Annotated in this window: 27 protein-coding genes; 15 read left to right on the forward strand and 12 right to left on the reverse strand. The window is 66.1% G+C overall.

What is annotated here, in order from left to right:
- Nucleotides 1-16 precede the first annotated feature (16 nt).
- The 5 genes from ACY9XZ_RS11465 to ACY9XZ_RS11485 all read right to left on the reverse strand — a co-directional run bounded on the left by ACY9XZ_RS11465 (nucleotide 17) and on the right by ACY9XZ_RS11485 (nucleotide 3,544).
- Complete coding sequence (locus ACY9XZ_RS11465) at nucleotides 17-274, reverse strand: hypothetical protein (protein WP_463457162.1); 258 nt, start codon at nucleotides 272-274, stop codon at nucleotides 17-19.
- A 106-nt stretch (nucleotides 275-380) separates the two neighbouring features.
- The gene (locus ACY9XZ_RS11470) at nucleotides 381-938 is read right to left on the reverse strand and encodes a dihydrofolate reductase (protein WP_463457163.1); all 558 of its coding nucleotides are present in this window, start codon (nucleotides 936-938) and stop codon (nucleotides 381-383) included.
- On the reverse strand, nucleotides 935-2,287 hold the full coding sequence (locus tag ACY9XZ_RS11475) for a sulfatase (protein WP_463457164.1): 1,353 nt from the start codon (nucleotides 2,285-2,287) through the stop codon (nucleotides 935-937). Before ACY9XZ_RS11475 ends, ACY9XZ_RS11470 begins: the two co-directional genes overlap by 4 nt.
- Before the next feature lie 55 nt (nucleotides 2,288-2,342).
- Nucleotides 2,343-2,885 carry a tRNA (cytidine(56)-2'-O)-methyltransferase gene (locus ACY9XZ_RS11480; RefSeq protein WP_463457165.1) on the reverse strand — a complete coding sequence of 181 codons (543 nt, stop codon included), beginning with the start codon at nucleotides 2,883-2,885 and terminating at the stop codon, nucleotides 2,343-2,345.
- Nucleotides 2,882-3,544: a DsbA family protein gene (locus ACY9XZ_RS11485; protein WP_463457166.1), complete on the reverse strand. Its 663-nt coding sequence runs from the start codon at nucleotides 3,542-3,544 to the stop codon at nucleotides 2,882-2,884. The genes ACY9XZ_RS11480 and ACY9XZ_RS11485 overlap by 4 nt, the downstream gene beginning before the upstream one ends.
- Before the next feature lie 109 nt (nucleotides 3,545-3,653).
- Here ACY9XZ_RS11485 and ACY9XZ_RS11490 point away from each other — a divergent pair, with 109 nt between their 5' ends.
- A complete protein-coding gene (locus tag ACY9XZ_RS11490; protein WP_463457167.1) occupies nucleotides 3,654-4,580 on the forward strand; it encodes an NAD-dependent epimerase/dehydratase family protein in 927 nt (308 codons plus the stop codon).
- A 6-nt stretch (nucleotides 4,581-4,586) separates the two neighbouring features.
- On the opposite strand, the gene ACY9XZ_RS11495 is transcribed toward ACY9XZ_RS11490, so the two are convergent.
- Entirely contained in the window at nucleotides 4,587-5,042 is a 456-nt protein-coding gene (locus ACY9XZ_RS11495) for a YbhB/YbcL family Raf kinase inhibitor-like protein (RefSeq protein WP_463457168.1), read from the reverse strand.
- 48 nt (nucleotides 5,043-5,090) lie between these two features.
- On the opposite strand from ACY9XZ_RS11495, the gene ACY9XZ_RS11500 reads away from it, so the two are divergent.
- The 5 genes from ACY9XZ_RS11500 to ACY9XZ_RS11520 all read left to right on the forward strand — a co-directional run bounded on the left by ACY9XZ_RS11500 (nucleotide 5,091) and on the right by ACY9XZ_RS11520 (nucleotide 8,907).
- Nucleotides 5,091-5,873, forward strand: a complete 783-nt coding sequence (locus ACY9XZ_RS11500; protein WP_463457169.1) for a DUF2797 domain-containing protein — start codon at nucleotides 5,091-5,093, stop codon at nucleotides 5,871-5,873.
- A 75-nt stretch (nucleotides 5,874-5,948) separates the two neighbouring features.
- Nucleotides 5,949-6,962: a DUF7490 domain-containing protein gene (locus ACY9XZ_RS11505; RefSeq protein ID WP_463457170.1), complete on the forward strand. Its 1,014-nt coding sequence runs from the start codon at nucleotides 5,949-5,951 to the stop codon at nucleotides 6,960-6,962.
- A complete protein-coding gene (locus ACY9XZ_RS11510; protein ID WP_463457171.1) occupies nucleotides 6,955-7,260 on the forward strand; it encodes a hypothetical protein in 306 nt (101 codons plus the stop codon). Before ACY9XZ_RS11505 ends, ACY9XZ_RS11510 begins: the two co-directional genes overlap by 8 nt.
- Nucleotides 7,261-7,356: 96 nt before the next feature.
- The gene (locus ACY9XZ_RS11515) at nucleotides 7,357-8,406 is read left to right on the forward strand and encodes an SMP-30/gluconolactonase/LRE family protein (RefSeq protein WP_463457172.1); all 1,050 of its coding nucleotides are present in this window, start codon (nucleotides 7,357-7,359) and stop codon (nucleotides 8,404-8,406) included.
- 66 nt (nucleotides 8,407-8,472) lie between these two features.
- Nucleotides 8,473-8,907 (forward strand): hypothetical protein, encoded by a 435-nt coding sequence (locus tag ACY9XZ_RS11520; RefSeq protein WP_463457173.1) that lies wholly within the window; start codon nucleotides 8,473-8,475, stop codon nucleotides 8,905-8,907.
- A 52-nt stretch (nucleotides 8,908-8,959) separates the two neighbouring features.
- On the opposite strand, the gene ACY9XZ_RS11525 is transcribed toward ACY9XZ_RS11520, so the two are convergent.
- The gene (locus tag ACY9XZ_RS11525; protein ID WP_463457174.1) at nucleotides 8,960-11,206 is read right to left on the reverse strand and encodes a hybrid sensor histidine kinase/response regulator; all 2,247 of its coding nucleotides are present in this window, start codon (nucleotides 11,204-11,206) and stop codon (nucleotides 8,960-8,962) included.
- A gap of 161 nt (nucleotides 11,207-11,367) precedes the next feature.
- A complete protein-coding gene (locus ACY9XZ_RS11530; protein ID WP_463457175.1) occupies nucleotides 11,368-12,987 on the reverse strand; it encodes a long-chain-fatty-acid--CoA ligase in 1,620 nt (539 codons plus the stop codon).
- 135 nt (nucleotides 12,988-13,122) lie between these two features.
- Between ACY9XZ_RS11530 and ACY9XZ_RS11535 the strand changes: the two genes are divergently transcribed.
- Genes ACY9XZ_RS11535 through ACY9XZ_RS11555 form a run of 5 tightly spaced genes read left to right on the forward strand, consistent with a single transcriptional unit; the run spans nucleotide 13,123 to nucleotide 17,811 of the window.
- On the forward strand, nucleotides 13,123-14,082 hold the full coding sequence (locus ACY9XZ_RS11535) for a 1,4-dihydroxy-2-naphthoate polyprenyltransferase (RefSeq protein ID WP_463457176.1): 960 nt from the start codon (nucleotides 13,123-13,125) through the stop codon (nucleotides 14,080-14,082).
- Nucleotides 14,079-15,125 (forward strand): mandelate racemase/muconate lactonizing enzyme family protein, encoded by a 1,047-nt coding sequence (locus tag ACY9XZ_RS11540; RefSeq protein ID WP_463457177.1) that lies wholly within the window; start codon nucleotides 14,079-14,081, stop codon nucleotides 15,123-15,125. Before ACY9XZ_RS11535 ends, ACY9XZ_RS11540 begins: the two co-directional genes overlap by 4 nt.
- Nucleotides 15,118-16,644 carry a class I adenylate-forming enzyme family protein gene (locus ACY9XZ_RS11545; protein WP_463457178.1) on the forward strand — a complete coding sequence of 509 codons (1,527 nt, stop codon included), beginning with the start codon at nucleotides 15,118-15,120 and terminating at the stop codon, nucleotides 16,642-16,644. The genes ACY9XZ_RS11540 and ACY9XZ_RS11545 overlap by 8 nt, the downstream gene beginning before the upstream one ends.
- A 51-nt stretch (nucleotides 16,645-16,695) precedes the next feature.
- Nucleotides 16,696-17,433 (forward strand): NRDE family protein, encoded by a 738-nt coding sequence (locus ACY9XZ_RS11550; RefSeq protein ID WP_463457179.1) that lies wholly within the window; start codon nucleotides 16,696-16,698, stop codon nucleotides 17,431-17,433.
- Nucleotides 17,434-17,460: 27 nt separating this feature from the next.
- Entirely contained in the window at nucleotides 17,461-17,811 is a 351-nt protein-coding gene (locus ACY9XZ_RS11555; RefSeq protein ID WP_137681987.1) for a helix-turn-helix transcriptional regulator, read from the forward strand.
- Nucleotides 17,812-17,848: 37 nt separating this feature from the next.
- On the opposite strand, the gene ACY9XZ_RS11560 is transcribed toward ACY9XZ_RS11555, so the two are convergent.
- Nucleotides 17,849-18,766 (reverse strand): 1,4-dihydroxy-2-naphthoyl-CoA synthase, encoded by a 918-nt coding sequence (locus tag ACY9XZ_RS11560; protein WP_463457180.1) that lies wholly within the window; start codon nucleotides 18,764-18,766, stop codon nucleotides 17,849-17,851.
- 123 nt (nucleotides 18,767-18,889) lie between these two features.
- On the opposite strand from ACY9XZ_RS11560, the gene ACY9XZ_RS11565 reads away from it, so the two are divergent.
- Nucleotides 18,890-19,198: a hypothetical protein gene (locus tag ACY9XZ_RS11565; protein WP_463457181.1), complete on the forward strand. Its 309-nt coding sequence runs from the start codon at nucleotides 18,890-18,892 to the stop codon at nucleotides 19,196-19,198.
- 58 nt (nucleotides 19,199-19,256) lie between these two features.
- Nucleotides 19,257-20,210, forward strand: a complete 954-nt coding sequence (locus ACY9XZ_RS11570; RefSeq protein ID WP_463457182.1) for a J domain-containing protein — start codon at nucleotides 19,257-19,259, stop codon at nucleotides 20,208-20,210.
- Between the two features lie 4 nt (nucleotides 20,211-20,214).
- Here ACY9XZ_RS11570 and menD read toward each other — a convergent pair whose 3' ends face one another.
- Both menD and ACY9XZ_RS11580 read right to left on the reverse strand, forming a co-directional pair.
- A complete protein-coding gene (gene menD, locus ACY9XZ_RS11575) occupies nucleotides 20,215-21,993 on the reverse strand; it encodes a 2-succinyl-5-enolpyruvyl-6-hydroxy-3-cyclohexene-1-carboxylic-acid synthase (protein ID WP_463457183.1) in 1,779 nt (592 codons plus the stop codon).
- Nucleotides 21,990-23,330 (reverse strand): isochorismate synthase, encoded by a 1,341-nt coding sequence (locus ACY9XZ_RS11580; RefSeq protein ID WP_463457184.1) that lies wholly within the window; start codon nucleotides 23,328-23,330, stop codon nucleotides 21,990-21,992. Before ACY9XZ_RS11580 ends, menD begins: the two co-directional genes overlap by 4 nt.
- 267 nt (nucleotides 23,331-23,597) lie before the next feature.
- Between ACY9XZ_RS11580 and ACY9XZ_RS11585 the strand changes: the two genes are divergently transcribed.
- The gene (locus ACY9XZ_RS11585) at nucleotides 23,598-23,813 is read left to right on the forward strand and encodes a ribbon-helix-helix domain-containing protein (RefSeq protein ID WP_004517946.1); all 216 of its coding nucleotides are present in this window, start codon (nucleotides 23,598-23,600) and stop codon (nucleotides 23,811-23,813) included.
- A gap of 71 nt (nucleotides 23,814-23,884) precedes the next feature.
- Nucleotides 23,885-24,166 carry a UPF0058 family protein gene (locus ACY9XZ_RS11590; RefSeq protein WP_004517945.1) on the forward strand — a complete coding sequence of 94 codons (282 nt, stop codon included), beginning with the start codon at nucleotides 23,885-23,887 and terminating at the stop codon, nucleotides 24,164-24,166.
- 198 nt (nucleotides 24,167-24,364) lie between these two features.
- On the opposite strand, the gene ACY9XZ_RS11595 is transcribed toward ACY9XZ_RS11590, so the two are convergent.
- Nucleotides 24,365-25,222: an enoyl-CoA hydratase/isomerase family protein gene (locus tag ACY9XZ_RS11595; RefSeq protein ID WP_463457185.1), complete on the reverse strand. Its 858-nt coding sequence runs from the start codon at nucleotides 25,220-25,222 to the stop codon at nucleotides 24,365-24,367.
- Nucleotides 25,223-25,262 lie beyond the last annotated feature (40 nt).

A 25,262-nucleotide genomic window follows, 5' to 3' on the forward strand; every position in this document is an offset into this window, starting at 1 on the left:
CGACACCCCAACGCTGCTACTCGATTCGTTCGACCGGGGTCCGACAGGAGGAACAGGTCTCTTTGTCGATAGCGACGTAGACGGCGTCACAGGACGGACACTCGTAGAGGTTCGACTCCGGTTCCTCGGGGGCGTCCGTGCCGTCCTCGCTTCCGTTGGTAGAGCTGGCCTGGACTCGTTTCTCGGCTACCGTACTGGCCTGTGGCCCGTCATCTGACTGTTGCTTCCCACCCGAGAAAACGTCCGATACGGATTTTTTGATTTTGTCTAGCATCGCGAGTTGTTACGATATACTAGTCATTTGAATTACTTTAATGGCTGTGATTTTACGATAGGTGACAAATACGGCTGATTTCCACTGTGAGGGCGCTGATGAGTCGTCAGAGGTCCTCAAGCGGCCGCGGCGACACCTGCCCGTACTCGATGACGTCGAATCCGTCGTACGACTCCCGGGACAGTTCCGTCCATTCCTCGCCCAGGTCAGGGAAGTAGCGGTCGCCCTCGTTGCGCTCGTGGATACGGCTGAGGAACACCCGGCCGGCGAACGGAAGAAACAGGTCGTACACCGCCTCGCCGCCGATGACGTAGGTGACGGGCGGCGAGTCGCGCTCGTTAGCGCTGTCGCCGCCGAACTCGTCGGACGCGGCGGCGCGAGCGGCCGCCTCGACGGCTGCCCGTGGAGTCGTGGCGTACTCGACGGTCTCCGAGTCGGCGCTCCTGCTGTCGTCGCTGGTCAGGACGACGGTGTAACAGTCCGTGAGCGGATCCATCGAATCGAACGTCCGCCGGCCGAGGATGACCGGATGGCCCGCGATGCGGTCCTTGTACTGGCGCACGTCCTCGGGGTAGTGCCAGGGGACACCGCCGTCCAGGCCGATGACGTTGTTTTCGTCGGCGGCGACTACGAGTACCAGTTCGGTGTCGAGTATCTGTGTCATTTGTATCCCAGCGCCTCCAGTCGGTCATCGAGCGCCCCGGCAAACTGTGTGTCGGACGCGTCCTCGAACTCGGTGTAGCCGTCGAGCGGCGTCGCGATGTCTACGTCGGCGTACCGGTCGCTGTCGAAGTGCTCCCGGACGATGGCGGCGTCGATGTCGGTATCCTCGGCGGTCCCGACACGACCTTGAACAATCGACTCGTGAGCGCTGTCGCCCCACGCTGCCTGCTTTTGGACCTCGTCACCGGGCCGGTTTCGATAAACGAGGCGGGCGTGTTTCGCGAACGGCGTGGCGTCGCCACAGATTCGCTCGGCTTCCTCGCGCATCGCCGGGCCGATGGGAGACTGGGACGCGACGACGCGGCCGCTCGGTGGGACGAACGCCGGACCATCCACGTGTCCCTCACCGAGCGCAATCGTCCGGACGGCGTCGGGAAACCGACTGAGCGTCGCCAGATCGGTGACGCGGTGCCCGCTGCGCTGGCCGGGTGCGCGAACGACCAGCGGGACGTGATACATCGCGTCGTGGGTCCCGATTCGGTGGCTGACGGCCGGCGGTTCCTCGGGGATCGCCGTCGGTTCGCCAAAGCCCTCGCCGTGGTCCCCGGCAAAGACGACCAGCGTGTCGTCGAGGACTCCCTGTTCGTCAAGCCCGCGGATCAGCGACTCGAAGATGGCGTCGGCCTGCCTGACCGCACCGTCGTAAATCTGTTCGAGAATGCTGGCAAAGCCAAGCGACAGATCCCCCGAGAGGAACTCCCAGTGCCACTTATACCCCATCGATTCCTGCAGTTCGCGGGAGCGCTCGTCGCTCCACTCGTCGTATTCGGCGAGTGGTTCGTACGGCCGGTGGGTGTCCATCAGGTTGATGCAGGCGGCCCACTCGCTCTCCCGGCCGTCGATCCACTCCAGCGTCCGGTCGGCGTACCAGAAGCCGTTGGGCCAGTCGCCCAGCGAGCCGTTGGTCTCGTAGGCCGAGTCGTACTGCTCGGGCGAGCCGATAGCCGTCTGAAACACCTCGTCGAGCCCGGATTCGTGATCGGTCAGGAACGGATTGTCCGAGAACAGCCCCGTGTCATACCCCGCCCCGGCCAGTTCCTCGAAGATCGTGTGGCCGGCGTCGAGTCTGGCGGTGTGGTCGACGCCGTGCTCGTGGACTTCGTGGCCTGTGAACATACTGACGTGGCTGGGGACCGTCCAGTTGCTCGGGCTGCGGGCCTGCGTGTACACCGTCGCCTCCTCGGCGAAGGCGTCGAGAAACGGCGTCGTTCCCCGGCGATAGCCCAGGACGGAGGTGTTCCGGGCGCGGAGACTGTCGGCGACGACGACCAACACGTTGTGACGCGACATCTGCGCCACAGTTAGCGTCGAGGGATAAAAGGCCCGCGGCACAACTGCGTGGGTATCACTCCTCGTCGGGATCGACGACCCGCTTGCCGGTCTCCTGGGGAACGACCACCCTGTCGGGGTTCTCCCATTCGCGGTCGAGTTCCCGGCCTTCGAAGAGCCGGTCGAGGAAGACGGCCAGGGAGGCGACCTCTGAGTGTGGCTGGTTGGTGACGCCGACGTTCCAGTCGGCGTGTTCGTACACTTCGAAGGGAACCTTCTCCGCACCGACGACGACCAGCAGCGGCTCCTCGGCGTGAGCCGCCCGAACGTCGTCCTCCACGTCTTGGACCGGTTCGCCGTACATCGTCAGGTGGACGACGCGGCCCTCGAAATCGCGGATGAGCCGCTTTGGCTCCTCCGTCGAGGTCACGTCGAAGGGGCCGCCGAACCGCTCGGTGATGTCGATGACGGTGTCGGCCTGGTTGCGGGCGGCGTTGGCCAGCACGACCTTGTCGGCCCCGAGCGCGCGGGCGGTCAGGCCGACGTGGGTCGTCATCCGCTCGTCCCGACCCGGCCGGTGGCCCAGTCGGAGCACCGTCACCCGCGGCGAGTCCTTCATCCGTCGCTCCGCGCGGCTTCGATAGCTGACTGGACCGGCTCGTAGGCGATTTCGCTCCACTCCACGGGCTCGTCATTGACGAACACGGTCGGCGTTCCCTGGACGCCGCGGTCGATTCCGGCGTCGCGGTCGTCGGACACTGTCGGGCGGTACAGTTCCCCCGTCGCGGCCGCTCGAACCGTCTCGCCGTCGACGTCGAGCCCCTCCGTCAGTTCGGCGTAGGTGTCCGGCCCAAGCTGGTTCTGGTTCGCGAACAGGCGCTCGGAGTAGGTGAAAAGGGCCTCGTCACTGGCGTTGTCCTGGACGGCCCGCGCGGCGCTTGCGGCCTGCCAGGAGACGGTCTCGTCGACCGGAATCGGGAAGTCGTGAAGTTCGTAGCGGACGGTTCCATCGGTGAGGTAGTCCTCGCGGACCTTCGGGTAGACGGATTCCGAGTAGGTCGCACAGTGCGGACAGGCGTAGTCCTCGTACACCGCGACTGTCACGTCGGCCTCGGGGTCGCCGGCGACCGGCGTCGAGAGCGGTTGGCCCGGGATGGGCGTCGCCGTCTCCCCGCTTTCGGTCGGCTCCGCCTCCGAACTGCCGCCGGAACAGCCGGCTACCGCACCGAGGGCAACGGTCGTCGCGGAGAGCACGCCGCGGCGAGTGAATCGAGTCATAGCCGACTCTCACAGGGGAAGCTATAAAACGACGTTGTCATCCGGTACTGGTTCCATCGGAATGGGCCGCGACCATAACGTTTTTTCTCGCATGGGAAGCATCGCAACTATGGATGTATCAGAGAAGCGAATAGTCGTCACCGGCGGGGCGGGCTTTATCGGGTCACATCTGGTCGAGCGCCTCGTTCCGGACAACGACGTGGTCGTCGTCGACAACGAATCTAACGGGCAGTCCGCCTGGGTCCACGAGGATGCAACCTACCTGGACGGTGACCTCACCGATCCCGACACCGTCGCCGAAGCCATCACGAGCGACGTCGACCTCGTCGTCCATCTAGCGGCGTCGAAACTGGTCGACACGGACACGCCCCGCCGACAGTTCGAGGACAACAGCGACATCACGTACAACATCCTCGAACGGATGCAGGAAGCCGGCGTCGAAAATCTCGTGTTTACGTCGTCGTCCACCGTATACGGCGAAGCGCCGCGGCCGACGCCGGAGGACTACGCGCCGCTCGAACCCATCAGCGTCTACGGCGCGACGAAACTCGCCGAAGAGTCGCTCGTCTCGACGTACGCCCACAGCCACGACATCCAGTCGTGGGTGTTCCGCTTCGCCAACATCGTCGGTCCGCGCCTGCGCGGCGCGGTCATCCCCGATTTCATCGAGAAGCTCACCGACGACCCGTCGACGCTGACGATCCTCGGCGACGGTCGCCAGGAGAAGTCCTACATGCATATCTCCGAGTGCATCGACGCGATGCTGTTCGCCGTCGAACACGCCGACAGGGACCACAACGTGTTCAACCTCGGCACGCGGACGACCACATCAGTCGACCGCATCGCCAGCATCGTCGCCGATGAAATGGACATCGACCCCGAATACGAGTACACCGGCGGGGACCGCGGCTGGACCGGCGACGTGCCGCGGATGCGCCTCTCCGTTGAGAAGCTCTCGGCGCTGGGCTGGGAGCCCGAGCAGTCGAGCGACGACGCCGTGCGCCAGTCGACCCGCGAACTGCTCGAAGAGCTCTGAGCGGAGTCAGGCCGGGTACGTCCCGGTCAGTTGCGCTTTTTCCACGACGTGGCCGCTGGCCGCGTCGTACACGTCGTCCTTGTCCGCTGCCGGCGAGAGGTCCAGCGTCGTATCCAGCGCGTACAGGAGGAACCGGTACGTGTGTTCCCGGTCGGGCGGACTCGGGCCGCCCCAGCCGACCTCCCCGAAGTCGTTCTGTCCCTCCGTGGCCTCGTCGGGCTCCCATCCCTCCGGAATCCGACCGGTATCTGGCGGGATGTTCCAGACGAGCCAGTGGTCCCACACCTTCCCGGCCGGCTCCTCGGCGTCCGGGTCGTCGACGATCAGCAGGAGCGACGACACGCTCGACGGGACGTTCTCGATTTCCAGGGGCGGGTTCGTGTTCGCTGCCGAGTAGCCGTGTTCCTCGGGGATGCGCTCGCCGTCGTCGAAAGCCGGACTTCGAAGCTGTAGGTCTGCCATGTGTGGATATATGACAGTCGAACACAAAAACGTCGTCCCGGCAGCCATTTGCGGCTCCGGGTCGAACCGCCGGACGTGCAGGTCGTGGGCTACCGTGCGCGGGTCGAGGAACACGCCGCGCTCCTGTTAGCCGAGGACGGGAGCGTCTCCACCGAGCGACTCGACCCGGGCACCGAACTCTCCTACACGCTGGGCGAGCGCCACTGTGCCGGCGCGGTCGACGGGGACCGGCATTTTCACTGCGACAACAACCCCGCGCCGTACTGCCCGGAACACACCGACATCTGGCCGTGCGCCCGGTGTACCGGGGACTGCAACAAGCCCCTCGACACCTGCGACGAGGAACACGCGGTGTATCTGGCGGCGTTCGCGCCGGCTACCGTCAAGGTTGGCGTCACCCGCTCCTGGCGGCTGGAGACGCGGCTCCGCGAGCAGGGCGCTGACAGGGCCGCCCACCTTCGGACCGTTGCCGACGGCCGTATCGCCCGCCAGGTCGAGGCCGACATCGCTACCGACCTGGGTGACCGCGTCAGAGTGCCTACGAAGGTATCGGGCTTCGACCAGTCCGTCGACGCCGACTGGTGGGCGTCGCTGTGTGAGCGCTACGACCCGCTTTTGACCTACGACTTCGAGTACGACCTATCACTTTCCGAGCGGCCGATGGCCGAAACCCTGGCGACGGGGACCATCCGCGGGACGAAAGGGCGGGTCGCCGTGCTGGAAAACAACGGCAGCGTCTACGCCGTCGACCTCCGACAGCTCGTGGGGTATGAACTCACGGACGGCGGGACCGACCGCGACCTCCAGTCGAGTCTGGGCGCGTTCGGGTAGCTCGTGTTCGGTGACGCTGCAATCCGCGCTTGACCGTGCAGAAGACATTTAGTGGCGGCTGTTGGCCATCCTCGTGTGCGACGTGAAACCCTCCTGACCGGTGGCGTGGTCGTGGTCGTCCTGGCCATGGTCATCGGTGCAACAGCGGTCCCCGGCGTGCTCTCCGAACCCGAGGACGACGTTCGCGAGAGCTATCTCGACCTCCGCGAGACGACCATCGAGCCGGCCGCCGTCGACGGTCAGACGGTGACGCTCTCCATCGACGCCCGGCTCTCCCACCGCGGCGGTCCCGCCGAGAATGTCACCGTCGAGACGCGGGCCATCGACGCGGACACCGGCCTCGTCGCGACGACGACGCGGCGGTCGGTCGGAGAGATCGAAGGGGAACGAGAGGTATCGGTGCGGTCGAACATCACAGTCGAGCGGGCGGGCGGTTATCGGATCGACACCATCGTCTACGAGGACGGGAACCGCGTCGAGACCGGACAGCAGTCCGTCCAGAACGTCGACGCCCTCACGCCGGCGTACGCCCGGAGTACCGTGACCTTCCAGCGGTTCGAGAACGCCGGCGTCCCGCTCGACTCTATCACCTACCGGATCGACGGCGTCTCGGACAACCGAACGACGCTGAACGTCTCGGTGTACGTCACGAACGCCGGGAACACGCCGTCCGATGACCTGTCGCTTCGGCTCCGGGCACGGCAGGCCGACTCGAACGTCATCGCCGACGAGTCGACCGTGCGGGTCGGCCAGATCCGCCCCGGTCGGACGGAGATCGTCAGAACCCAACTGACGGTGCCTGACGGCTACAACTACTGGCTCGACGGGATGTTGCTCTCCGACGGCGTCATCGTCGGCACGGAGAGTTCCCCGGCGAACCTCCATCCGACGGAGCGGCTACAGGAGAACGAAACCCGACAGGAAGTCGGCTTCCAGTCCAGCGACTTCGAACAGGAACGGCCGGAGGGCCAGGAGATGGACGAGCCACAGCAGACCTCGGCCGATGGTCCGGGCTTCACGGCGCTTATCGGACTGCTTGCAGTCCTCGCAAGCGCGCTCCTCATCGCACGGAGACAGACCAATGAGTGACACCTCCACCACCGACGCAGTGGCACAGAACATCGACGCGGACACCGACGACTCCGTCGACGAGGACGATGCAGACGGCTCCGATCGGTCGATAGCCGTCTACGCACAGTGGGCAGTGTTCGCTATCCTCACACTCGTGGCGCTCATCGCGACACTGCAGTTCTACTTCTCCGCGTCGTCGGCGATTGATACGTTCGTCACCGACAGGTACCGGCCGCTGTTCAGGGCGGCGTTCAACCTCGTCGTGGTGCTCGCCTGCGGCCTCGGCCTCTCGGTGCTGGTCCGACGGCTCGCCTGAGACGGACCGTCGCCGGCTATATCAGGTATCCACAGTCTGTCTTTCAGTAATCCGAGGTTTCAGGGATCTGTCAGCCATACGTCGAGAGGTATCCGCATGACCCGACGACGCACGACGCGGCGACGATTCCTGATAGGTTGCAGCGCCATCGCCGGCGTGAGTCTGGCCGGCTGTACCGGCGGTGACGAACCGGCTGAAACCGACTCGACGCCAACGCCCACAGACGACGGCGGTGCCGAACCCGCGACGAGAACCGACGAACCGACCCCGACCGATACCGAGACAGCAACGCCGGACCGGGCGGCCGTCGAGACGCTCGTCTCGGTCGGCGGCGACCGCGTGCCCGAGAACATGGCGTTCGGCCCGGACGGGGACCTGTACTTCGGCATTACTGCTGGCGAGCTTCGGCGTGTCCCCGCAGCAGAGACCGGATCGACCGACCTCAGTCTCGAAGATACTGACCAGATTGCGACGCTGCCCGGTGCAATCGGGGTCGAGGCAGCGCCAGATGGAACGGTGTACGTCGCCGTCGCCACGCAGGACGATCAAGCGGGTGTCTGGGAAGTCCCACCAGACGGCGAAGCGACACAGCTTGTCGGGATCAGCGGGTTCCCGAACGACATCCACTACGACGCCGACCGGGAACGCCTGCTGGTGACCGAGTCCCAGAACGGCGTTGTCTACGCGGTCATGACCGACGGAGACCGGTCGACCTGGCTGGACGACGACCGCCTGGACACGGAGAGTTTCGGCGCGAACGGGATCACCCGCGATGCCGACGGTGACATCTACGTCGCGGTGACGCGAGCCCCCGAAGAGACCGGCCGGCTGCTCCGTGTTCCGGTCGAGTCGGACGGGGCCGCCGGCGAACCATCGGTGTTCTTCGAGGGCAGCGCGATATTCGGAGCCGACGGCATCACCAGCCGGGACGGTGACATCTACGTCGCGGCCAACAGCCAGAACCGCGTCGTCCGAGTGACTGCGGACGGGACCACAGCGGTGGTGGCGACCGGGGACGACGGGCTGGTGTTCCCCTCGGACGTGCTCTTCGGAGTCGGGGACCAGCGCGAATCGCTGTTCATCTGCAACTTCGCGAACAACTCGCCCGAAGACGGCGCGATTCTCCGGACCAGCGTCCCACGCTGACCGACCGTTTACGCGGGCTGTCTCCGGACGACAACCCTTTTCAGCGGCCCAACCAAAGCCGGGCGTATGGCAGATGATGAACCCGAAGACGCTGAGGAATCGGCGGACGCGACCGAGGAAGGCGGCGAGGAGAAGTCCTTCCGCGAGCGGGTCGAGGAGATCCGACAACAGCGCGCCGAGGAGCGCGAAGAAGGCGAGGGCGACGGCGAGGAGATGAGCCGCGAGGAGCGCATGGAAGAGATGATGGGCGGTGGCGGCGGCCCCGGCGGCATGGGCGGGGGCAACCCCTTCGCGCAGATGATGGGCGGCATGATGGGCGGCGGCCCCGGCGGCCCCGGTCCGGGTGGCCCCGGCGGCATGGGCGGCGGCCCGCCAGGGCAACACGAGGAATCGGGCGGCAGCGACAACGAGGAACTCACCCGCGAGATCCGAAAGCTCCGGGACGAAGTCCACGACGTGCGACGGTCGCTCGACCGCATCGCCGACGCGCTCGAAGACTAACGGAACTGGTCTGCTGCCGTTTTTGCGGACGAACAGCTCCTACCGGAAGTCGTTACGCCTCACAAAACGAGACGCCAGTGATCTCGAACCGTGCGCCGCCGTCGGCACTGTCACGAACGCTGATCTCCCAGCCGTGGGCCTCTGCGACCTGCCTGGCGATACTCAGCCCGAATCCGGTCCCCTCCGCGCTCGTCGAGTAGCCGGCTTCGAACACCGCCTCCCGGTCGTCTTCGGGGATGCCGGGGCCGTCGTCCGCGACGTAGAACCCGTCTTCTAGCTCGCCGACCGTGACGGTCACGTCCGCGCCGCCGTGCTCGACCGCGTTCCGAACGAGGTTCTCGAACAACTGCTTCAGACGGCTCTCGTTTGCCAGAACGGTCCGGTCGACCTCGATGACGAGCGTCGCATCGGCCGTCTCGACGTTCGTCCAGCAACTGTCCACGAGCGGCGCAAGCGCGACCGATTCGTGGTCGGTCACGGTCTCCCCATCCCGGGCCAGCGTGAGCAGGTCCGTTATCAGCGTATCCATCCGCTCGTGGGCCCGCTCGACAGCGGCCAGATGCTCACTCTCGCACTCCTCGCGTGCCAGTTCCAGCCGTCCCTGGGCGACGTTCAGGGGGTTCCGAAGGTCGTGGGAGACGACGCTGGTAAACGCTTCGAGCCGGTCGTTGTGCTGTTTGAGTTCCCGCTCGTGGTCGCGCAGCTGTTCGGTCCCTTCGACCTGCTTGAGCGCGCTGGTGACGTTGCCGGCCAGAATCTCCCCGAGGACGACGTCCCGCTGGTCGAACGCCGCGGCCGTCTCCGAGCCGGCGATCAGGATGCCGTGTTCGCCGAGCGGGAGGAATAGCTCGCTTTTGATCGACGTGTCCGAGTTGTAGATGTCCGGGTCGACGTGGACGTCATCGACGGCGAGCGCGTCGCCTGACTCGTAGACGCGCCATGCGATGCTATCTCCGGGCGTGAAGGTCGGCAAGTCGTCTATCAAGTCATATATCGCATCGGAGGCGGCGACTGGTTCGAGGGTCCGGTCGGCCTCGTCGTAGAAGTGGATCGTGTTCGCTTCGAGGCCGAGCACAGTTCGCGCTGTCTCGACGCCGATCTCGGCGACTCCCTCGCGCGTGTCCGCCCGAATCAGATTCTGTACCGACTCGCTGAGCGCTTTGAGGCGGTGTTCGTGTTCCTTCCGCTCGGTGATGTCCTGTTGGAACCCGACGTAGTTGACGACCGTTCCGTCGTCGTCACGGACCGGGGCGATAGACACCTGATTCCAGAACATCGTCCCGTCTTTCCGGTAGTTCCGGAGTTCAACCGAGACGGGGTCGTCCGCGTCGATCGCCCTCCGGATCGTGTCGACCGGTTCGGACCGGGTCTCCTCACCCTGGAGGAACCGGCAGTTTCGGTCGCGCACTTCCGACGCCGTGTAGCCGGTCAGTTCCAGAAACTCCCTGTTGGTGTAGCTGATCCGGCAGTCCTCCTGCTTGGGGCCGGTGATCGTGATACCGATGGGAGCCTCGTCCATGGCGCGTTTGATTCGGGAGAGCTCCTGTTGGCCGTCCCGCCGGTCGGAGATGTCCCGGACCGTACAGACCAGCTCACCGCGGTCGGTCAACGCGAGCACGTGGTCTTCGGTGAACGTACTGCCGTCGGCACGGAGGCCAGTCGTCGTTCCGGTCCAGTACCCGGTCTCCTCGACCGTCGGGACGATATCTTCGTAGATGCGCGGGATGTCCTCCTCCCGGTACAGCATCTCCCAGTGCTCACCAACCATCTCGTCCGGATCGTAGCCGTAGAGGTCTGCGTACGCTTCGTTGACGAAGATGAACTGCCCGCCCTCGTCGAGGATGCTGATCCCCTCCTTTGCGGTCTCGATGGCGTCGAGTTGGCGGTTGCGCTCGCGTTTGACACGCCGGGACTCCACTGCGTTGGTGATTCTGTTCGTGAGCACCGCGTACTGGTCGGTACCGCTCCCTTTCTGCAGATAGTCGGTGACGCCGGCCGAGATCGCGTCACTGGCGATCTCCTCGGAGCCTTTGCCGGTGAAGAGAATAAACGGAAGAGCGTCGTACTCCTCGCGGACGGCTTCGAGGAACTGGATGCCGTTCCGTTCGGGCATGTCGTAGTCGGAGACGACACAGTCGATGTCGGTATCGGCCAGGATGTCCAGTCCCGCCGCGGCGCTCGTCGCAGTCCGAACGTCCAACCGGTCGTCCTCGCGTTCGAGAAACGACGCCGTCATGTCGGCGAACCCCGGCTCGTCGTCGACGTGGAGAATACGTATCGTCTCAGCGAGATCAGTCATAACTCTGCCTGGTCGTCACACATTACAGGACGGTGACTTAAAAGATCATCTCTGCAGACGAAAACTGGCTTCTCGCCGTCGTGAGTGTGCAATATGTCCTATCTTGTGGCTCGCGAAACGTTATTTTTCAATGATACTTTTGCGTGGTCCGTTGTGCGTCGCTACCCCTGGCCGACCATCTCGTCTTCGTCTTCCCACTCCTGTTCGCGGAGTTCGTACTTCTGGACCTTCCCGGTCGCTGTCGTGGGCAGTTCCTCGACGAACTCGACGCGGCGGACGACTTTGTAGGTCGCCAGCTGTTCTCGGGTGAAGTTTCGGAGGTCCTCGGCCGTCACGCCCGGGTTGTCGGGATCACCGGAGTTCGGGACGACGAAGGCCTTCGGCGTCTCGCCCCACTCGTCGCTCGGCGCGGGGATGACCGCGACGTCGCTGACGGCGTCGTGTTCGTAGAGCGTGTCCTCCAGTTCTATCGAGGAGATGTTCTCGCCGCCGGAGATGATGATGTCCTTCTTGCGGTCGCGGATGGCGATCATGCCGTCCTCGTCGACCGTCGCCAGATCGCCCATGTGGTAGTACCCCTCGACGCGGTCCGAGAAGGCTTCTTCCGTCTGTTCTGGCTTGTTCCAGTAGCGGTCCATCACCTGATTGCCGCGGACGACGACCTCCCCCAGCGTCTCGTCGTCGTGTGGCACGTCGTTGCCGTCCTCGTCGACGACCCGGACGTCCGTCCCGAGGTAGCCGATGCCCTGTCGCTTCTTGACCCGGAACCGGTCGTCGCTGCCGTCCTCGATGAAGCGGCGAGCGTCGGAGGTCGTGATGAGCGGACCCGTCTCGGTCGCGCCGTAGACGTGTTTCAGGTACCAGCCGAACTCGTCCTCGACGGTCCGGATAACGGCCTCCGGTGGCGCGCTGCCGGCCGTCGCGATGCGAACGTCGTTGGCACCGGTCGTCTCGATCTCGCCGTCGTGGTCCTCGTAGCGATCCGCCAGGATGTTCAACACTGTCGGCGCGCCACAGAGATAGGACACGTCCTCGCTTCTGACGGCGTCGAAGATGCCTGCGGCGTCCACCCCGCGGGTACAGACGTGTTTCGCGCCCATGCCGGTGACCGAGTAGATGTGGCCCCAGCCGTTGACGTGGAACATCGGGAGCGTCCAGAGGTACACGTCGTCGTCCGATATCTCCTGGTGGAGCGAGACGAGGTAGGCGTGGAGCGTCTCTGTCCGGTGGGTGCGGACGACGCCCTTCGGATCGCCGGTCGTCCCGGACGTGTAATTGATAGTGATGTCGTCGTCCTCGTCCATCTCGGGGCGCTCGTAGTCGGTCCCTGCCTCCTCGATGATCTCGTCGAAGGATTCCCAGTCGCCGTCGACGGCGTTCGTGTCGTTGGTGACGAAGATGTCGGTGGGCACTTCGTCGCGGATCGCCTCGATCTTCTCGGCGTACTCGTAGTCCGCGAAGACGGCGTCGACTTCGGCATCGGAGAGAATATACGCGAAGTCGTCCGGCACGAGCCGGTAGTTCAGCGGCGTGTGGATGGCACCGAGTTGCATGATGCCGTATGCCGCTTCGAGCTGGTAGTGCGTGTTCGGGTCCAGCACGGCCACCCGGTCCCCCTTCTCGATGCCACGGGCAGCCAGCGCCGCCGAGAACCCGTCGGCTCGCTCGCCGAACTCGTCGTAGGTGAACCGCTCACCAGTTGTCGCGATGATAGCCTCCTTCTCCCCGTAGTATTCCCGCGCACGGTCGAGAAAATCCGTGGTCAGCAGTGGCTTGTGCATCTCAGGCTACCGTATGGTTAATTATGATATAGTGGTTGTGATACTCCCCTGGTATTGCTGTCACGCGAACGGGTCATATTTCGGGTGTCCGTCGAACCACAGTCGCTTTGGGGATAGCGTCCCCAGTTTTCACCAATGAGTACAGCGACGGCGGACGTCTCGAAACGGCAGGCGTGGGTGATGGCCGCGCGGCCACAGACACTGCCCGCCGGGGCCGCGCCGGTCATCGTCGGGATGGGGCTGGCAGTCCACGCCGGCGTCTTCGCCACGTTGCCGGCGGTCGCAGCGCTGGTTGGCGCGTTGCTCATCCAGGTCGGAACGAACTTCGCGAACGACTACTACGACGCGGTGAAGGGGGCCGACACGGACGACCGCGAGGGGTTCACCCGCGTGACTGCCGGCGGTCTCATCGACGCCGACGAGGTCAAGCGGGCGATGATAGCGACCTACGGGCTCGCCGTCGTCATCGGCGTCTATCTCGTCGCCGTCGGCGGCCTCCCTATCGTTGTCGTTGGCATCTCGGGTATCGCCGCCGGAATACTCTACACCGGCGGCCCGCTCCCCTACGGCTACCGCGGCCTGGGCGACCTGTTCGTGTTCGTCTACTTCGGTCTCATCGCTGTTACGGGCACCTACTACGTGCAGGCCGTTGCCAGCGCAGGCGCCGTCGGCGCGTTCCCGATGACGCTGCCGCCGGGGTCGGTCACCGTTGCCGCCGTCACGGCGAGCCTTCCGGCGGCCGGGCTGTCGACGGCGATTCTCGTCGTCAACAACATCCGCGACCGGGAGACGGACCGCGCCGCGGGCAAGAAGACGCTGGCCGTCTACCTGGGCTACTGGTGGAGCCGCGTCGAGTTCCTCATCATGGTCGGGATGGCCTACGTCGTTCCGGTCGTGTTCGCCCTCGATAGCCAATACGGCCTTCCGGCACTGGCCCCGCTGTTGACGCTGCCGCTGGCGGCAACCGTCTCGAAAACAGTGCTTACACAGACCGACGGCGACGCACTGAATCCGACGCTCGAACGGGTCGGGCAGACGCTGTTCGCCCACTCCGTCCTGTTCGCGCTGGGACTCGCTGTCCCACAGCTACTATGAACGTCGACCCGTTCTCGCTCCCGCTGTCGAGTCCGCTCGCGACCGCTCGGGAGACGATCAGCGAGCGCTCGGGGTTCGTCGTCCGTTACGACCACCGCGGCGAAACGGGCGTCGGCGAAGCCACGCCGCTCCCGGGCTGGACGGAGTCGGTCGACGACTGCCGGCAGGGGCTCGACGACGCGACCGCTGTCGCGGCTGTCGGCGGGCACACGGACATTCTTCTCTCGCTGGACGCCGCTTCGGTCTCGGCCGCCCGCCACGGCTTCGCGACCGCGCTGCTGGACGCTGATGCGAAGGCCGACGGCGTGCCGCTGTACCAGTGGTTCGACGCCGACCGACAGTGCGACCGGGTGCCCGTCAACGCCACCGTGGGAGACGGGTCGCCGGCCGAGACGGCCGACGCCGTCGAGCAGGCGCTCGAAGCCGGCTACGACTGCTGTAAGCTCAAAGTCGGCAAGCGGAGCGTCGACGAGGACGTCAAGCGCGTTCGGACCGTCCGGGAGCGCGTTGGCGACGACGTGACCCTGCGAGCCGACGCCAACGGCGCGTGGTCCCGCGACCAGGCCGCCGACGCCTTCGAACGACTCGCGCCCCTGGATGTGGCTTACGTCGAGCAGCCGCTCCCGGCGGACGATCTGGCCGGCCACGCGGCACTCCGGGGCAACGGCGTCGGCGTCGCGCTCGACGAATCGCTCGTCGACCGCCGGGTCGACAGCGTGCTCGATGCCGACGCGGCCGACGTGCTGATACTGAAGCCGATGGTCCTTGGCGGCCCGGGCAACGCCCACACGCTGGCCCTGCGTGCCCGCGAGCAAGGCGTCGAGCCCGTCGTCACGACGACAATCGACGCTGTGGTCGCCCGTCTCGCGGCGCTGCACGTCGCCGCCGCGGTTCCCGATATCGAGGCCTGCGGTCTAGCGACCGGCGATAGACTGGCGTCCGACCTCGCACCGGACCCGACGACGGTGACTGACGGCATGATGTCAGTTCCCCAGGAAACCGGCCTCGGCCTGGACCCGGCGGAGGTGAACCCCGATGCGTGACCCCGTCGACTGGCCGACGCAGGACCTGGTTACCCATCGCGCCGATACGACGCCAGACCGAACGGCGATGGTCGCGGCGGAATCGGGGGCGGCGGTCACATACCGCGAACTGGATACCGCTGTCGATGCGGTGGCTGCCGAACTCGACCGGCGGACTGACGCCCCGGACGCCACCATTGCGACGCTCCTGCCGACGCGGCCGGCGGTCGGCACACTCCTGTTCGCGGCGATGCGACTGGGCGCGACGCTGGCACCGCTGAACGTGGAACTCGACGCCGAGAGTCTCCGAGCGCAACTGTCGATGGTCGACGCCGACCTGCTCGTCTGTGGGGACAGCACCGCCTCGCTGGCGGCGGACATCGGCGGCTGCCCGGTGGTTTCGGTCGACGAAGACCTGTCAGCGGCCGCCGTCACTGACGGGACAGCGGGAGAGACTGTGGCCGACGAGACAGCCGCCGACGTGACGCCGGCGACCCTCTCCCGGACGGACACACAGCTCGTCATCTTCACCTCGGGGACGACCAGCGAGCCCAAGGGCGTCCGCCTGACGGTCGGCAACCTCGTCGCCAGCGCCGTCGCGTCGTCGTACCGCCTCGGCGTCCTGCCGTCGGACCGCTGGCTGGTCTGTCTGCCGACCTACCACATGGGCGGACTGGCTCCGTTCGTCCGGAGCGCGCTGTACGGCACAGGGGTCGTCGTGCAGCGCTCGTTCGACGCCGAAGCGACACAGCGGGTCATCGCCGACCGGTCGGTGACGGGCGTCTCGCTGGTCCCGACCATGCTCTCGCGGCTGCTGGATGGGGACTGGGAGCCGCCGGCCTCGCTCCGGTTCGTCCTGCTCGGCGGCGGCCCGGCCAGCGAGGGTCTCATCGAGCGGTGTCGGGAGCGGGGCGTGCCGGTGTGTCCCACCTACGGGATGACCGAGACGGCGTCACAGATAGCGACGGCGCGGCCGGAGACGGCGTTCGAGCACGCCGGCACCGTCGGCCAGCCGCTCGTGTTCACCGACGTGACGGTCGTCGGCGACGAGGGCCCCTGCGACCCCGGCGAACGCGGCGAAATCGTCGTCGACGGCCCCACGGTGACCCCGGGCTACCTGGGCGGCGACGGCAATACGTTCGGCGACCACGGCTTTCATACCGGCGACATCGGTTACCGCGACGCGGATGGCCACCTCTGGATCGAGGGCCGCGTCGACGATCAGATTGTGACCGGCGGGGAGAACGTCGACGCGAGCACGGTCGCAGCGGCGATTCGCGACCACCCCGCGGTCGAAGATGCGGCCGTCGTCGGACTCTCCGACGAAGAGTGGGGCCAGCGCGTCGCCGCACTGGTCGTGGGTGATGTGACGCCTGAGACCGTCCGCGAGCATTGCGCCGAGCGACTCGCGCCGTACGAGGTCCCCAAAACGGTCCGGATCGCCGACGCGCTCCCGCGGACGGCGTCGGGGACTGTCGACCGAGCCGCCGTCCGGTCGCGGTTCACGGCTGCTGGCGAGGAGAGCGAACCAACCCGGTAGTGTGGCGGCTGTGGCCAAGCGGTTTTCTACGTCGATAGCGTATCCCGGTCTGTGTGTACAATCGTCCTCGCGTGGCAGGTCTTCGACGGCACGCCGGTCGCGGTCGCGGCGAACCGCGACGAGCGGCTCGACAGGCCGTCGCAGCCGCCACAACAGCGCTACTGGGGAACTCGTGTCGTCGCACCGGCCGACGAGGAAGCCGACGGGACGTGGATCGGCTACAACGAGCACGGCCTGCTCGCGGCGGTGACGAACCGCTGGGTGGACGCCGACCTGGCCGGTGACCGCTCGCGCGGCCTGCTCGTCCGGGACGCGTTGAGCCACGAGAGCGCGGAGTCCGCGGCTCGCGCCGTCGAACAGGCCACCAGAGCGGCCGAGTACGCGGGATTCAATCTCCTGCTGGCCGACGAGAACGCCGCTGTCCTGCTCGAATGGGACGGCCAGCTCGCTGTCCGAAACTTCCAACCCGGCGTCCACGTCGTCGTCAACGTCGGCGCGGACGGCGACTACCGGATTCCGGCCACTCGGCCTGACGCCGGCGAAGAACAGGCGAACAACGCGACGCGGCTCCACGAGGCACTGGTTCCGAAGCCCGGCGAACCTGTCGACGAGTGGATCGGCCGCGCGGGCGAGACAATCTCGGATCACGAGTACGGCGTTTGCGTCCACGGCAACGGCTTCGGCACGCGGTCGTCGTCGCTCATCACGCTGGGTGCCGACAGCGAGTATCGGTACGCGGACGGGCCACCCTGCCGGACGCCCTACCGCCCGGTCGAAGGTCAGATTTAAGCGGCCGACTCACGGTATGAGTAATACATGAGTTCAGCAGCGTCGGAGGCGGACCTTTCTGACGGCGAGCGGGCCGGGCTCGAACTGATTCGGGAGTCCGGCGGCATCCACCAGAGCGACTTCTGGAAGGAACTCGACGTCTCCTCGCGGAAGGGGAGTCGCATCGTCGAGTCCCTGTTCGAAAAGAACCTCATCCAGCGCGAGGAGACGGTGTACGAAGGCCACAACACCTATTATCTGACCCCGGCGGCCCGCGACCTCGATTTCTCGCTTCTGATGGCCGGCGATCAGCTCTCGCCGTTTATCGGCGACGAGGAAGTCGACCCCCACGACGACACCTTCTCGCAGTGGGTCATGACGCTGGCCTACGAGGACTGAGCGCGCAGTTGCTTCCGTCTCTGTCCGTTCCGCCGGATCAGTAGTGCCACGGCACGTCGTCGAAATCCGGCTTGCGGCCTTCGTTGAACGCGTCCCGCCCCTCCTGGGCTTCGTCGGTCATGTAGGCCAGCCGCGTCGCCTCGCCGGCGAACACCTGCTGGCCAACCATGCCGTCCGAATCGAGGTTGAAGGCGTACTTGAGCATCCGCATCGCCGTCGGCGACTTCTCGTTCATCCGCTCGGCCCACTCGATAGCGGTGTTCTCTAGGTCCTCGTGGGGTACCACGTCGTTGACCATCCCCATGTCGGCAGCTTCGTCGGCGTCGTAGGTCTTCCCGAGGAAGAACACTTCCCGGGCTTTCTTCTGGCCGACCTGTCGCGCGAGATACGCCGAGCCGAAGCCGCCGTCGAAGCTCCCCACGTCGGGGTCCGTCTGGAGGAACTTCGCGTGCTCCTCGCTGGCGAGCGTGAGGTCACAGACCACGTGCAACGAGTGGCCGCCGCCGACGGCCCACCCCGGGACGACGGCGACGACGGGCTTGGGGATGTGGCGGATCTGGCGCTGGACTTCGAGGATGTGGAGCCGGCCGACGTTTTCGGGAGCGTCGTCGGTCACGCCGTCGCTTTCGTCCGTGTCGTCGGACTCGCTGTATTCGTACCCACTCTCGCCCCGAATGCTCTGGTCCCCGCCGGAACAGAACGCCCAGCCGCCGTCTTTCGGCGACGGCCCGTTCCCAGTCAGGATGACACAGCCCACGTCGGTCTGTCGCTTGGCGTGGTCAAGCGCCGTCGCGAGTTCGTCGACCGTCTCCGGGCGGAAGGCGTTGCGTTTCTCCGGCCGGTCGAAGGCGATACGCACTGCTCCGGTGTCGGTCGAGCGGTGATAGGTGATGTCGGCGAAGTCGAACCGGTCGATGGCACTCCACCGCTCCGGGTCGAATAGCTCAGAGACCATACCGTGGCTCGGGACGGCCGTCGCAAAAAGATTCCTCGTACGCGCCCACACGACGGACGTTCTTCGCACGCGCTTTCACACCAGAGCAAACGCTTTGGTGTCGCACACGTGAACCCACTAGCGATGCCCTCCACACGGAACCGGAAACCGATACTGGCGCTGTTTGGCGTCCTTTCGGTGGTGATCCTGGTGTACAGTGTCGTTATCGTCCAGCAGATTCTGCTCGGCCTGATAGTAGCCCTGGTCCCCTGGCTCCTGTACCTGTTCGTGCGATTCGTCTTCATTCTGGAACGCATCGCGACGGCGCTGGAACGGCTCGCCACAGCGCGCGCACGAGAGTCGGAGTCGGCTGGATCCGCCGGGGACTATCAGCGACCTTCAGCGTCGTACGAACGCGGCACAGAATCAGAGGGAGGCGTCGAGGACGAGTGATTGAACGCGGTCGCCGGCAATTAGCGTCGCTCGCTCGCTTGCAGGGGCTACGCCCGGCATGACGGAGACGTTTTACGAGGTACTGGGCGTTTCACCCGACGCGTCGACGGCGGCCATCGAAGCGGCCTATCGGGAGCGGCTGAAGGAAACCCATCCCGACGTGAGCGACGCGGCCGACGCCGGCGAGGCGACCCAGCGCCTCATCGAGGCCCGTGACGTGCTCACCGACGAGGACGAGCGGGCGCGATACGACCGTTTGGGTCACGAGGCCTACGTCGCGGGCGAAAGTAGCGCGGCAGACGGCGGCCGCAGTGGCGCGGCGGAAGCGGCACGACGAGCGGGCTATGACGGGTCTGCATCGGCTGCCGACCGAACCGAAGCGAGCACCGACCGACGCGCGTCTCGAACCAGCGCCAGAGAGCGGGCACGGCGCGAGCGGGCCGCCAGAGACCGCGTCGCCGAGGACCGAAACGGGCGCTCGACCGCCGACACCGACACGTCGTCGAGCAACGACCAGTCGACCGCGGCGACCAGCGAGACGGCGACCGCGTCTGCGACAGCGTCGACCCAGCGCTCCGGCGCTACTGCGACCGGCGGCTTCGGCGACAGCGGCGGTAGCGGCGCTACATGGAGTTCGTCGTCCGCGTACTCCGTCCGCCAGACCGACACCCCATCCCGCGGGTCGCTTCTGGAGATGCCCACCGGCCGGGGGCTGACGCTGTTTGCCATCACCTTCGCGCTTTACCCGGTGATGCTGTTCAGCGCGCTGCTGCCGGCGTTCCCGCTGTGGGTCAACGTGACAATCGGTATCTGTACCGTCTTCATGATCGGCTACCTCCAGTCCGAACCCACCATCGCCATCATGGTGTTCGGGAGTTGGAGTCTGACGACGACGGTGCTGCTTTTCACGCTGAATATCAGTGCGGTCTCGCTCGTTGGGGCGCTTGCACTGTCGGGGACGTGGCTCCCGTTCGGACTGTCGCTGTTGACGGCGTCGGTGTTGCGGCTCTAAACGGTCAGTCGCCAGCGAGGGTTTCGGCGACCTGTTCGGCGAGTCGGTCTCTGACCGCATGGCTGTCGCCCGCGTCGAACTGGACCTCGATGACCTGTGTGCCGTCGGATTCGACCGACGCACCGAACCGCTCGCGGAACTGCCGGCGGTCGGTCGCTCGCTCGAACTCCAGCGAATACAGCGCCTCCGTGGGTTCGAAATCGAGGCCGTGTGGCGTCCGGAACTGGTCCTCGAACGTGGGGTGGTCCTCGATGGGGAGCATGTGGAAGATGCCGCCGCCGTCGTTGTTTACGAGGACGACCGTCGCGTCCACGGCACAGCGGCCGAGCGCGAGCAGGCCGTTCATGTCGTGGTAGTACGCCAGGTCGCCGGTGACGAGCACGAGCGGGTCCGACGTCGCGCTGCCGGCTCCCAGTGCCGTCGAAGTGATGCCGTCGATACCGCTGGCTCCGCGGTTGCCCAGCACGGTCAGATCGGCGTCGCGGGGCCGGCCGAACCGGTCCATGTCCCGTATCGGCATGCTGTTCGAGACGAACAGCGTGGCCGGGTCAGGGGCCAGCGCCGTGACGTCCGCGAGGACGCCCCCCTCCCAGTAGGTCTCTACGGCGGTGTCCGCAACGGCGTCCCAGTGTGCCTGTTCTGCCGCGACGAACTGCTCGCACCATGTCTCCGTGGCGCAGTCAAGACTCTCCGCCGCGAGCACGTCCGCGGTCGCGTCGGGATCGGCCACGAGCAGGTCCGTCGCCGTGAACTCCGCCTCCGACCAGCCGCCAGTCGGGTCGACGACGAACTGCCGACAGTCGGCGTCCCGGAGGTAGTGACGCAGCGGCTTCGAGGTCGGCGACGCGCCGAAGCGCAGGACAACGTCGGGGTCTTCCCACTGCTCGACGCCGCTGCTTCCGAGATAGCCGTCGTAGCCGCCACACACCGGTACGTCGAGGCGGTCGACGTGCGGGCCAAACCGCAGGTCCGACAGCGGGTCCGCAAGGACCGGGAAGCCGGTGGCCGACGCCAGCCGTGCCAGGGAGTCAGCACTGAGTCCCTGGTCGGCCGGGCCAGCGACGATGAGACCCCGCTGTGCGGACCGGATTCCGTCCCGAACCCGTCGAACCGTCCTCTCGTCCGGCACAGCGACGCCCTCGCTCGTCGTGACGAACGGGCCGTCGCGACCGGTTGCGGCCGCGTCGTCGCCGCCCGCCCAGTCGGCAGGCACGCCCGCCGGGCCGTCGTCGGGCGTCGGCGTCGGTTCCAGCGGCTTCCGGAACCGACAGTTCAGGTGGACCGGGCCGGGATTGCTTCCGGTACTCTTCGCGAGTGCCCGGGCCGCCGTCGTCCGCAGCATCCGCATTTTCCGTGGCTCCGCCTCCGGCTCGGGCATGTCCCGGTACCAGCGGACGGCGTCGCCGTACAGTTTCTCCTGGTCGACGGTCTGGTTCGCCCCGCTATCTATGAGTTCCGGCGGACGGTCCGCCGTCAGCAGGAGCAGCGGGACGCCCGACTGATTGGCTTCGATGACCGCCGGGTGGTAGTTCGCCGCGGCGGTGCCGGAGGTACAGACCAGCGGCGTCGGCTGGCCGGTCCGGCGGGCACGACCCAGCGCGAAGAAGGCCGCCGACCGCTCGTCGAGGTGGGAGAACACGTCGATGTCGGGGTGCTCGGCGAACGCGACCGTCAGCGGCGTCGAGCGACTGCCGGGGGAGAGACAGACCGCGTCGACCCCGCCAGCGGCGAGTTCGGCCACGAGCGTCTCCGCCCACAGCGTGTTGACGTTCGGGGCGGTCATTCCAGTTCGTCCAGTATCGGTCGGTATTTGAGCTGGACCTCGTCCCACTCGCGGTCGGGGTCGCTGTCCGCGACGATGCCCGCGCCCGCAAAGAGGGTCGCCTCGCGCTCCGTGGCGACGGCCGAGCGGATGCCGACGGCGAAGGTCCCGTTGCCGGCGGCGTCGACCCAGCCGATGGGTGCAGCGTACCAGCCGCGGTCGAACGCCTCCGTCTCGCGGATGGTCCGCAACGCTGCGTCCGGTGGCAGCCCGCCGACGGCCGGCGTCGGGTGCAGCGCCTCGACCAGCGAGAGGACGTGCTCGTCGTCGTCGAGTTCGGCCGTGATCGACGTGCGAAGGTGTTGGACCGTGGCGAGCCGGCGGACGGTCCGCTCGCCGATGCGGACCGTCGAAGCGAAGGGCTCCAGCTGGTCCCGTATCGCGTCGGCGACGAGCTTCTGCTCGTGGCGGTCCTTCTCGCTGTCGAGGAGTTCGGCGGCGAGCCACTCGTCCTCGGCGGGCGTGTCGCCCCGACCCGTCGAACCGGCCAGGGCCTCCGTCCGGACGGTTCGCCCGCGGACAGAGACCAGCCGCTCCGGCGTGGCTCCGAAGAACGTCCCCTCGTCTGCCTCCGGCGACAGCATGAACCGGTAACAGTCCGGGTACGTCCGGGAGAGCCGCGCCATCACGTCCGGAACTGACAGGTCGGCCGCCAACGCAGCCCTGAGGCTCTGTGCGAGCACGACCTTCTGGAGGTCGCCCCGCTCGACGCTTGCAATAGCGGCCGACACCTGGTCGCGCCAGCCGGCCTGTGTCGGCGTCCGTTCCCGGTGAGAGATTCCCGGTGGGGTGCCCGGCTCGCTCTCTGGGGCTGTTGTCAGTCGGTCGCGCCACTCCTCAAGCAGCGTCTCCGCCTCCGTCGTGGCCTCGGGCCCCGTCGCAACGGTCGTGAGCCAGGCGTCGTCGTCCCTCGCAGTCACCTGTATCTCGGGGAGGAAAAACGCCGCGCCGGGAAACCCGTCCCACGGGGAGTCGTCACCGTCGTGCGTTCCGCTGTGGAAGGCGAACCCGCCGAACGCTCGCGGCCGCGCGATGCTCGGGAGGCTGTCGGGGACTGAGCAGTCCTCGAACAGCGCTTCGACCGCTGTCCGCACGTCGTCGAACCGCGACTGCCCGTCGGCAGTCACAGTCGCCGCGCTCCCGCGGGCCGCGATTGACTCGGTACCGGCCGCCCAGAAGAACCGGGGGCGAGCGTCCGTTTCGAGCACCGCCCGAACCGGTGCGTCGTCGAGGCGACACCCGCGTGCGACGACCGTTGTCTCACCAACCGTCGTCTCGTCACCACGCAGTGGTTCCATCAGCCATGCCTTAGGATTGCGCACCTTTGAGCCTAACTATACACTCGATTATGCATCCCGGGGCTGGAGCGGGCTGTCGCCGCGCCTTCGCTGATTTCCCCCAGATCTGGCCCGCCAGGCGCGGTGACGGTGGATTATTCGGCTTCGGGGAAATTAATCTCTTTGTTCACAAACATCGTCTAACCGTTCTACAATTGTAATTCTGTAATCTGCGAACACACCCCCGTCAGTTTTAAATAGGGCATAGTCGAAGCCCCCTATGAAGCGATGCCCAAGGTAGAGATCAATATCCCGGAACACCTGGAGATGCAGATCGCGCAGCTCGTCGAGAAAGGCGAGTTCCTCAACCGCGAGGAAGCCATCGAGGACCTCCTATCGACCGGGCTCAAGGCGTACAAAACCTCCGGACCACAGGACGAAGACGAGGAGCCAGGGTTCGAAGAAGACGGCATGATGGGTCACGACGACGAGTACGTCTTCTGAAAATACAGGCGTGAGAGTCTGGTATCCCTTCTCAAGCAATTCTTATGGACGTGCCACCGCATACTGTAGCCATGCACAAAGACGAGCTTCTCGAACTACACGAGCAGATGGTGACGATTATGGAGTACTTCCGCGACGACATGGACTCGGTCGATCCGGACCTGTTTGACGCCTACCAGGAACTCGACGTGCGGCCGTCGGACGTCCACAAATCGAAGAGCGAGCACAAACACGCCGTGTTCGTGCTCGGCAACTCGCTCGCGACGGCGATGAGCGAAGACGAGTTCTCGGATGCCGGCCGGGTCAGCAAGCGGATGAAGGAACTGGCCGAGGACGCCGAGCGGAAACTGTAGGCACGACCCTATCGAGCGTCTTCTCTCGTCTTTATTTCCATTCTCCCCCGTGGCTGCGACTGCTCGCCGTCGATTTCGGTGAACAGCGTCGGGTCAGTCCAGCACTTCGAGACGCTGTGAATGACCGCGTTCCGGACAGTCTGAATCAGTATTGCTGTCCGTCGCCGTAGAGGGCTGCTGTCGGTCGCCGTACTCACGTTACTGGCCCTGGAACGACGGGTCGCGCTTCTCGACGAACGCGGTTGCGCCCTCTTCGTGGTCGTCAGTGGTGAAGGCGACACCCTGGGCGGTGGCCTCGTTTTCGAGCGCCTGTTCCAGTGAACTGTCCAGACTCCGGTTGACCAGTCGCTTGGCGTGGCCGAGCGCAACCGTCGGTCCCGAGGCGATATCGTCGACGAGCGCCGACGCCTCCGACTCGAAGGTTTCCCCGTCGAACACCTGCGTGAACAGCCCGAGTTCGTGGGCTGTCTCGGCATCCAGCAGGTCGCCCGTGAAGAGGAGTTCCTTGGCCTTGTTCGGGCCGACGATTCGCGGGAGGAAGTAGGAGACGCCGGAGTCGCTCGCCAGACCGACCCGGCGGAAGCCAAAGCCGATCTGGCCGTCGGTGCTTGCCACCTGTATATCACACGCCAGCGCGAGCCCGGCTCCAGCGCCGAAGGCGGGGCCGTCGATCTTCGCCACGACCGGAAGTGGACAGCTGTGGACGGTCCGGATGGCCTCGTGGAGTGCCGAGACCACCAGTTCGACCCGCTCCGCCGGCGGCTGGTCGTCGGTGACCCCTTCCAGCATCGCGTCGATGTCGCCGCCGGCACAGAAGGCGGGGCCGGCACCCTCCAGCACGACACACCGTGCGTCGCTGTCGGCCACCGACTCGAACCGGTCGATGAGTGCTTCGGCGGTCGCCTTTGACAGGGCGTTCCGCGCTTCCGGTCGGTTGAGCGTCACTGTGGCCACCGCTCCCTCGATCGACACCGTCACAGTCGCGTCTTCCATGCGTGTGCCCTCACCCGCCGGGAAAATAACAGTGGTGTCCGTCACCGTCTGCCAGACCAACATCGTTGGGCAGTACCTTTTGCCCGGGCTGGTACGTGTATCA

This window comes from Haloarcula sp. HT12, from assembly GCF_055271655.1.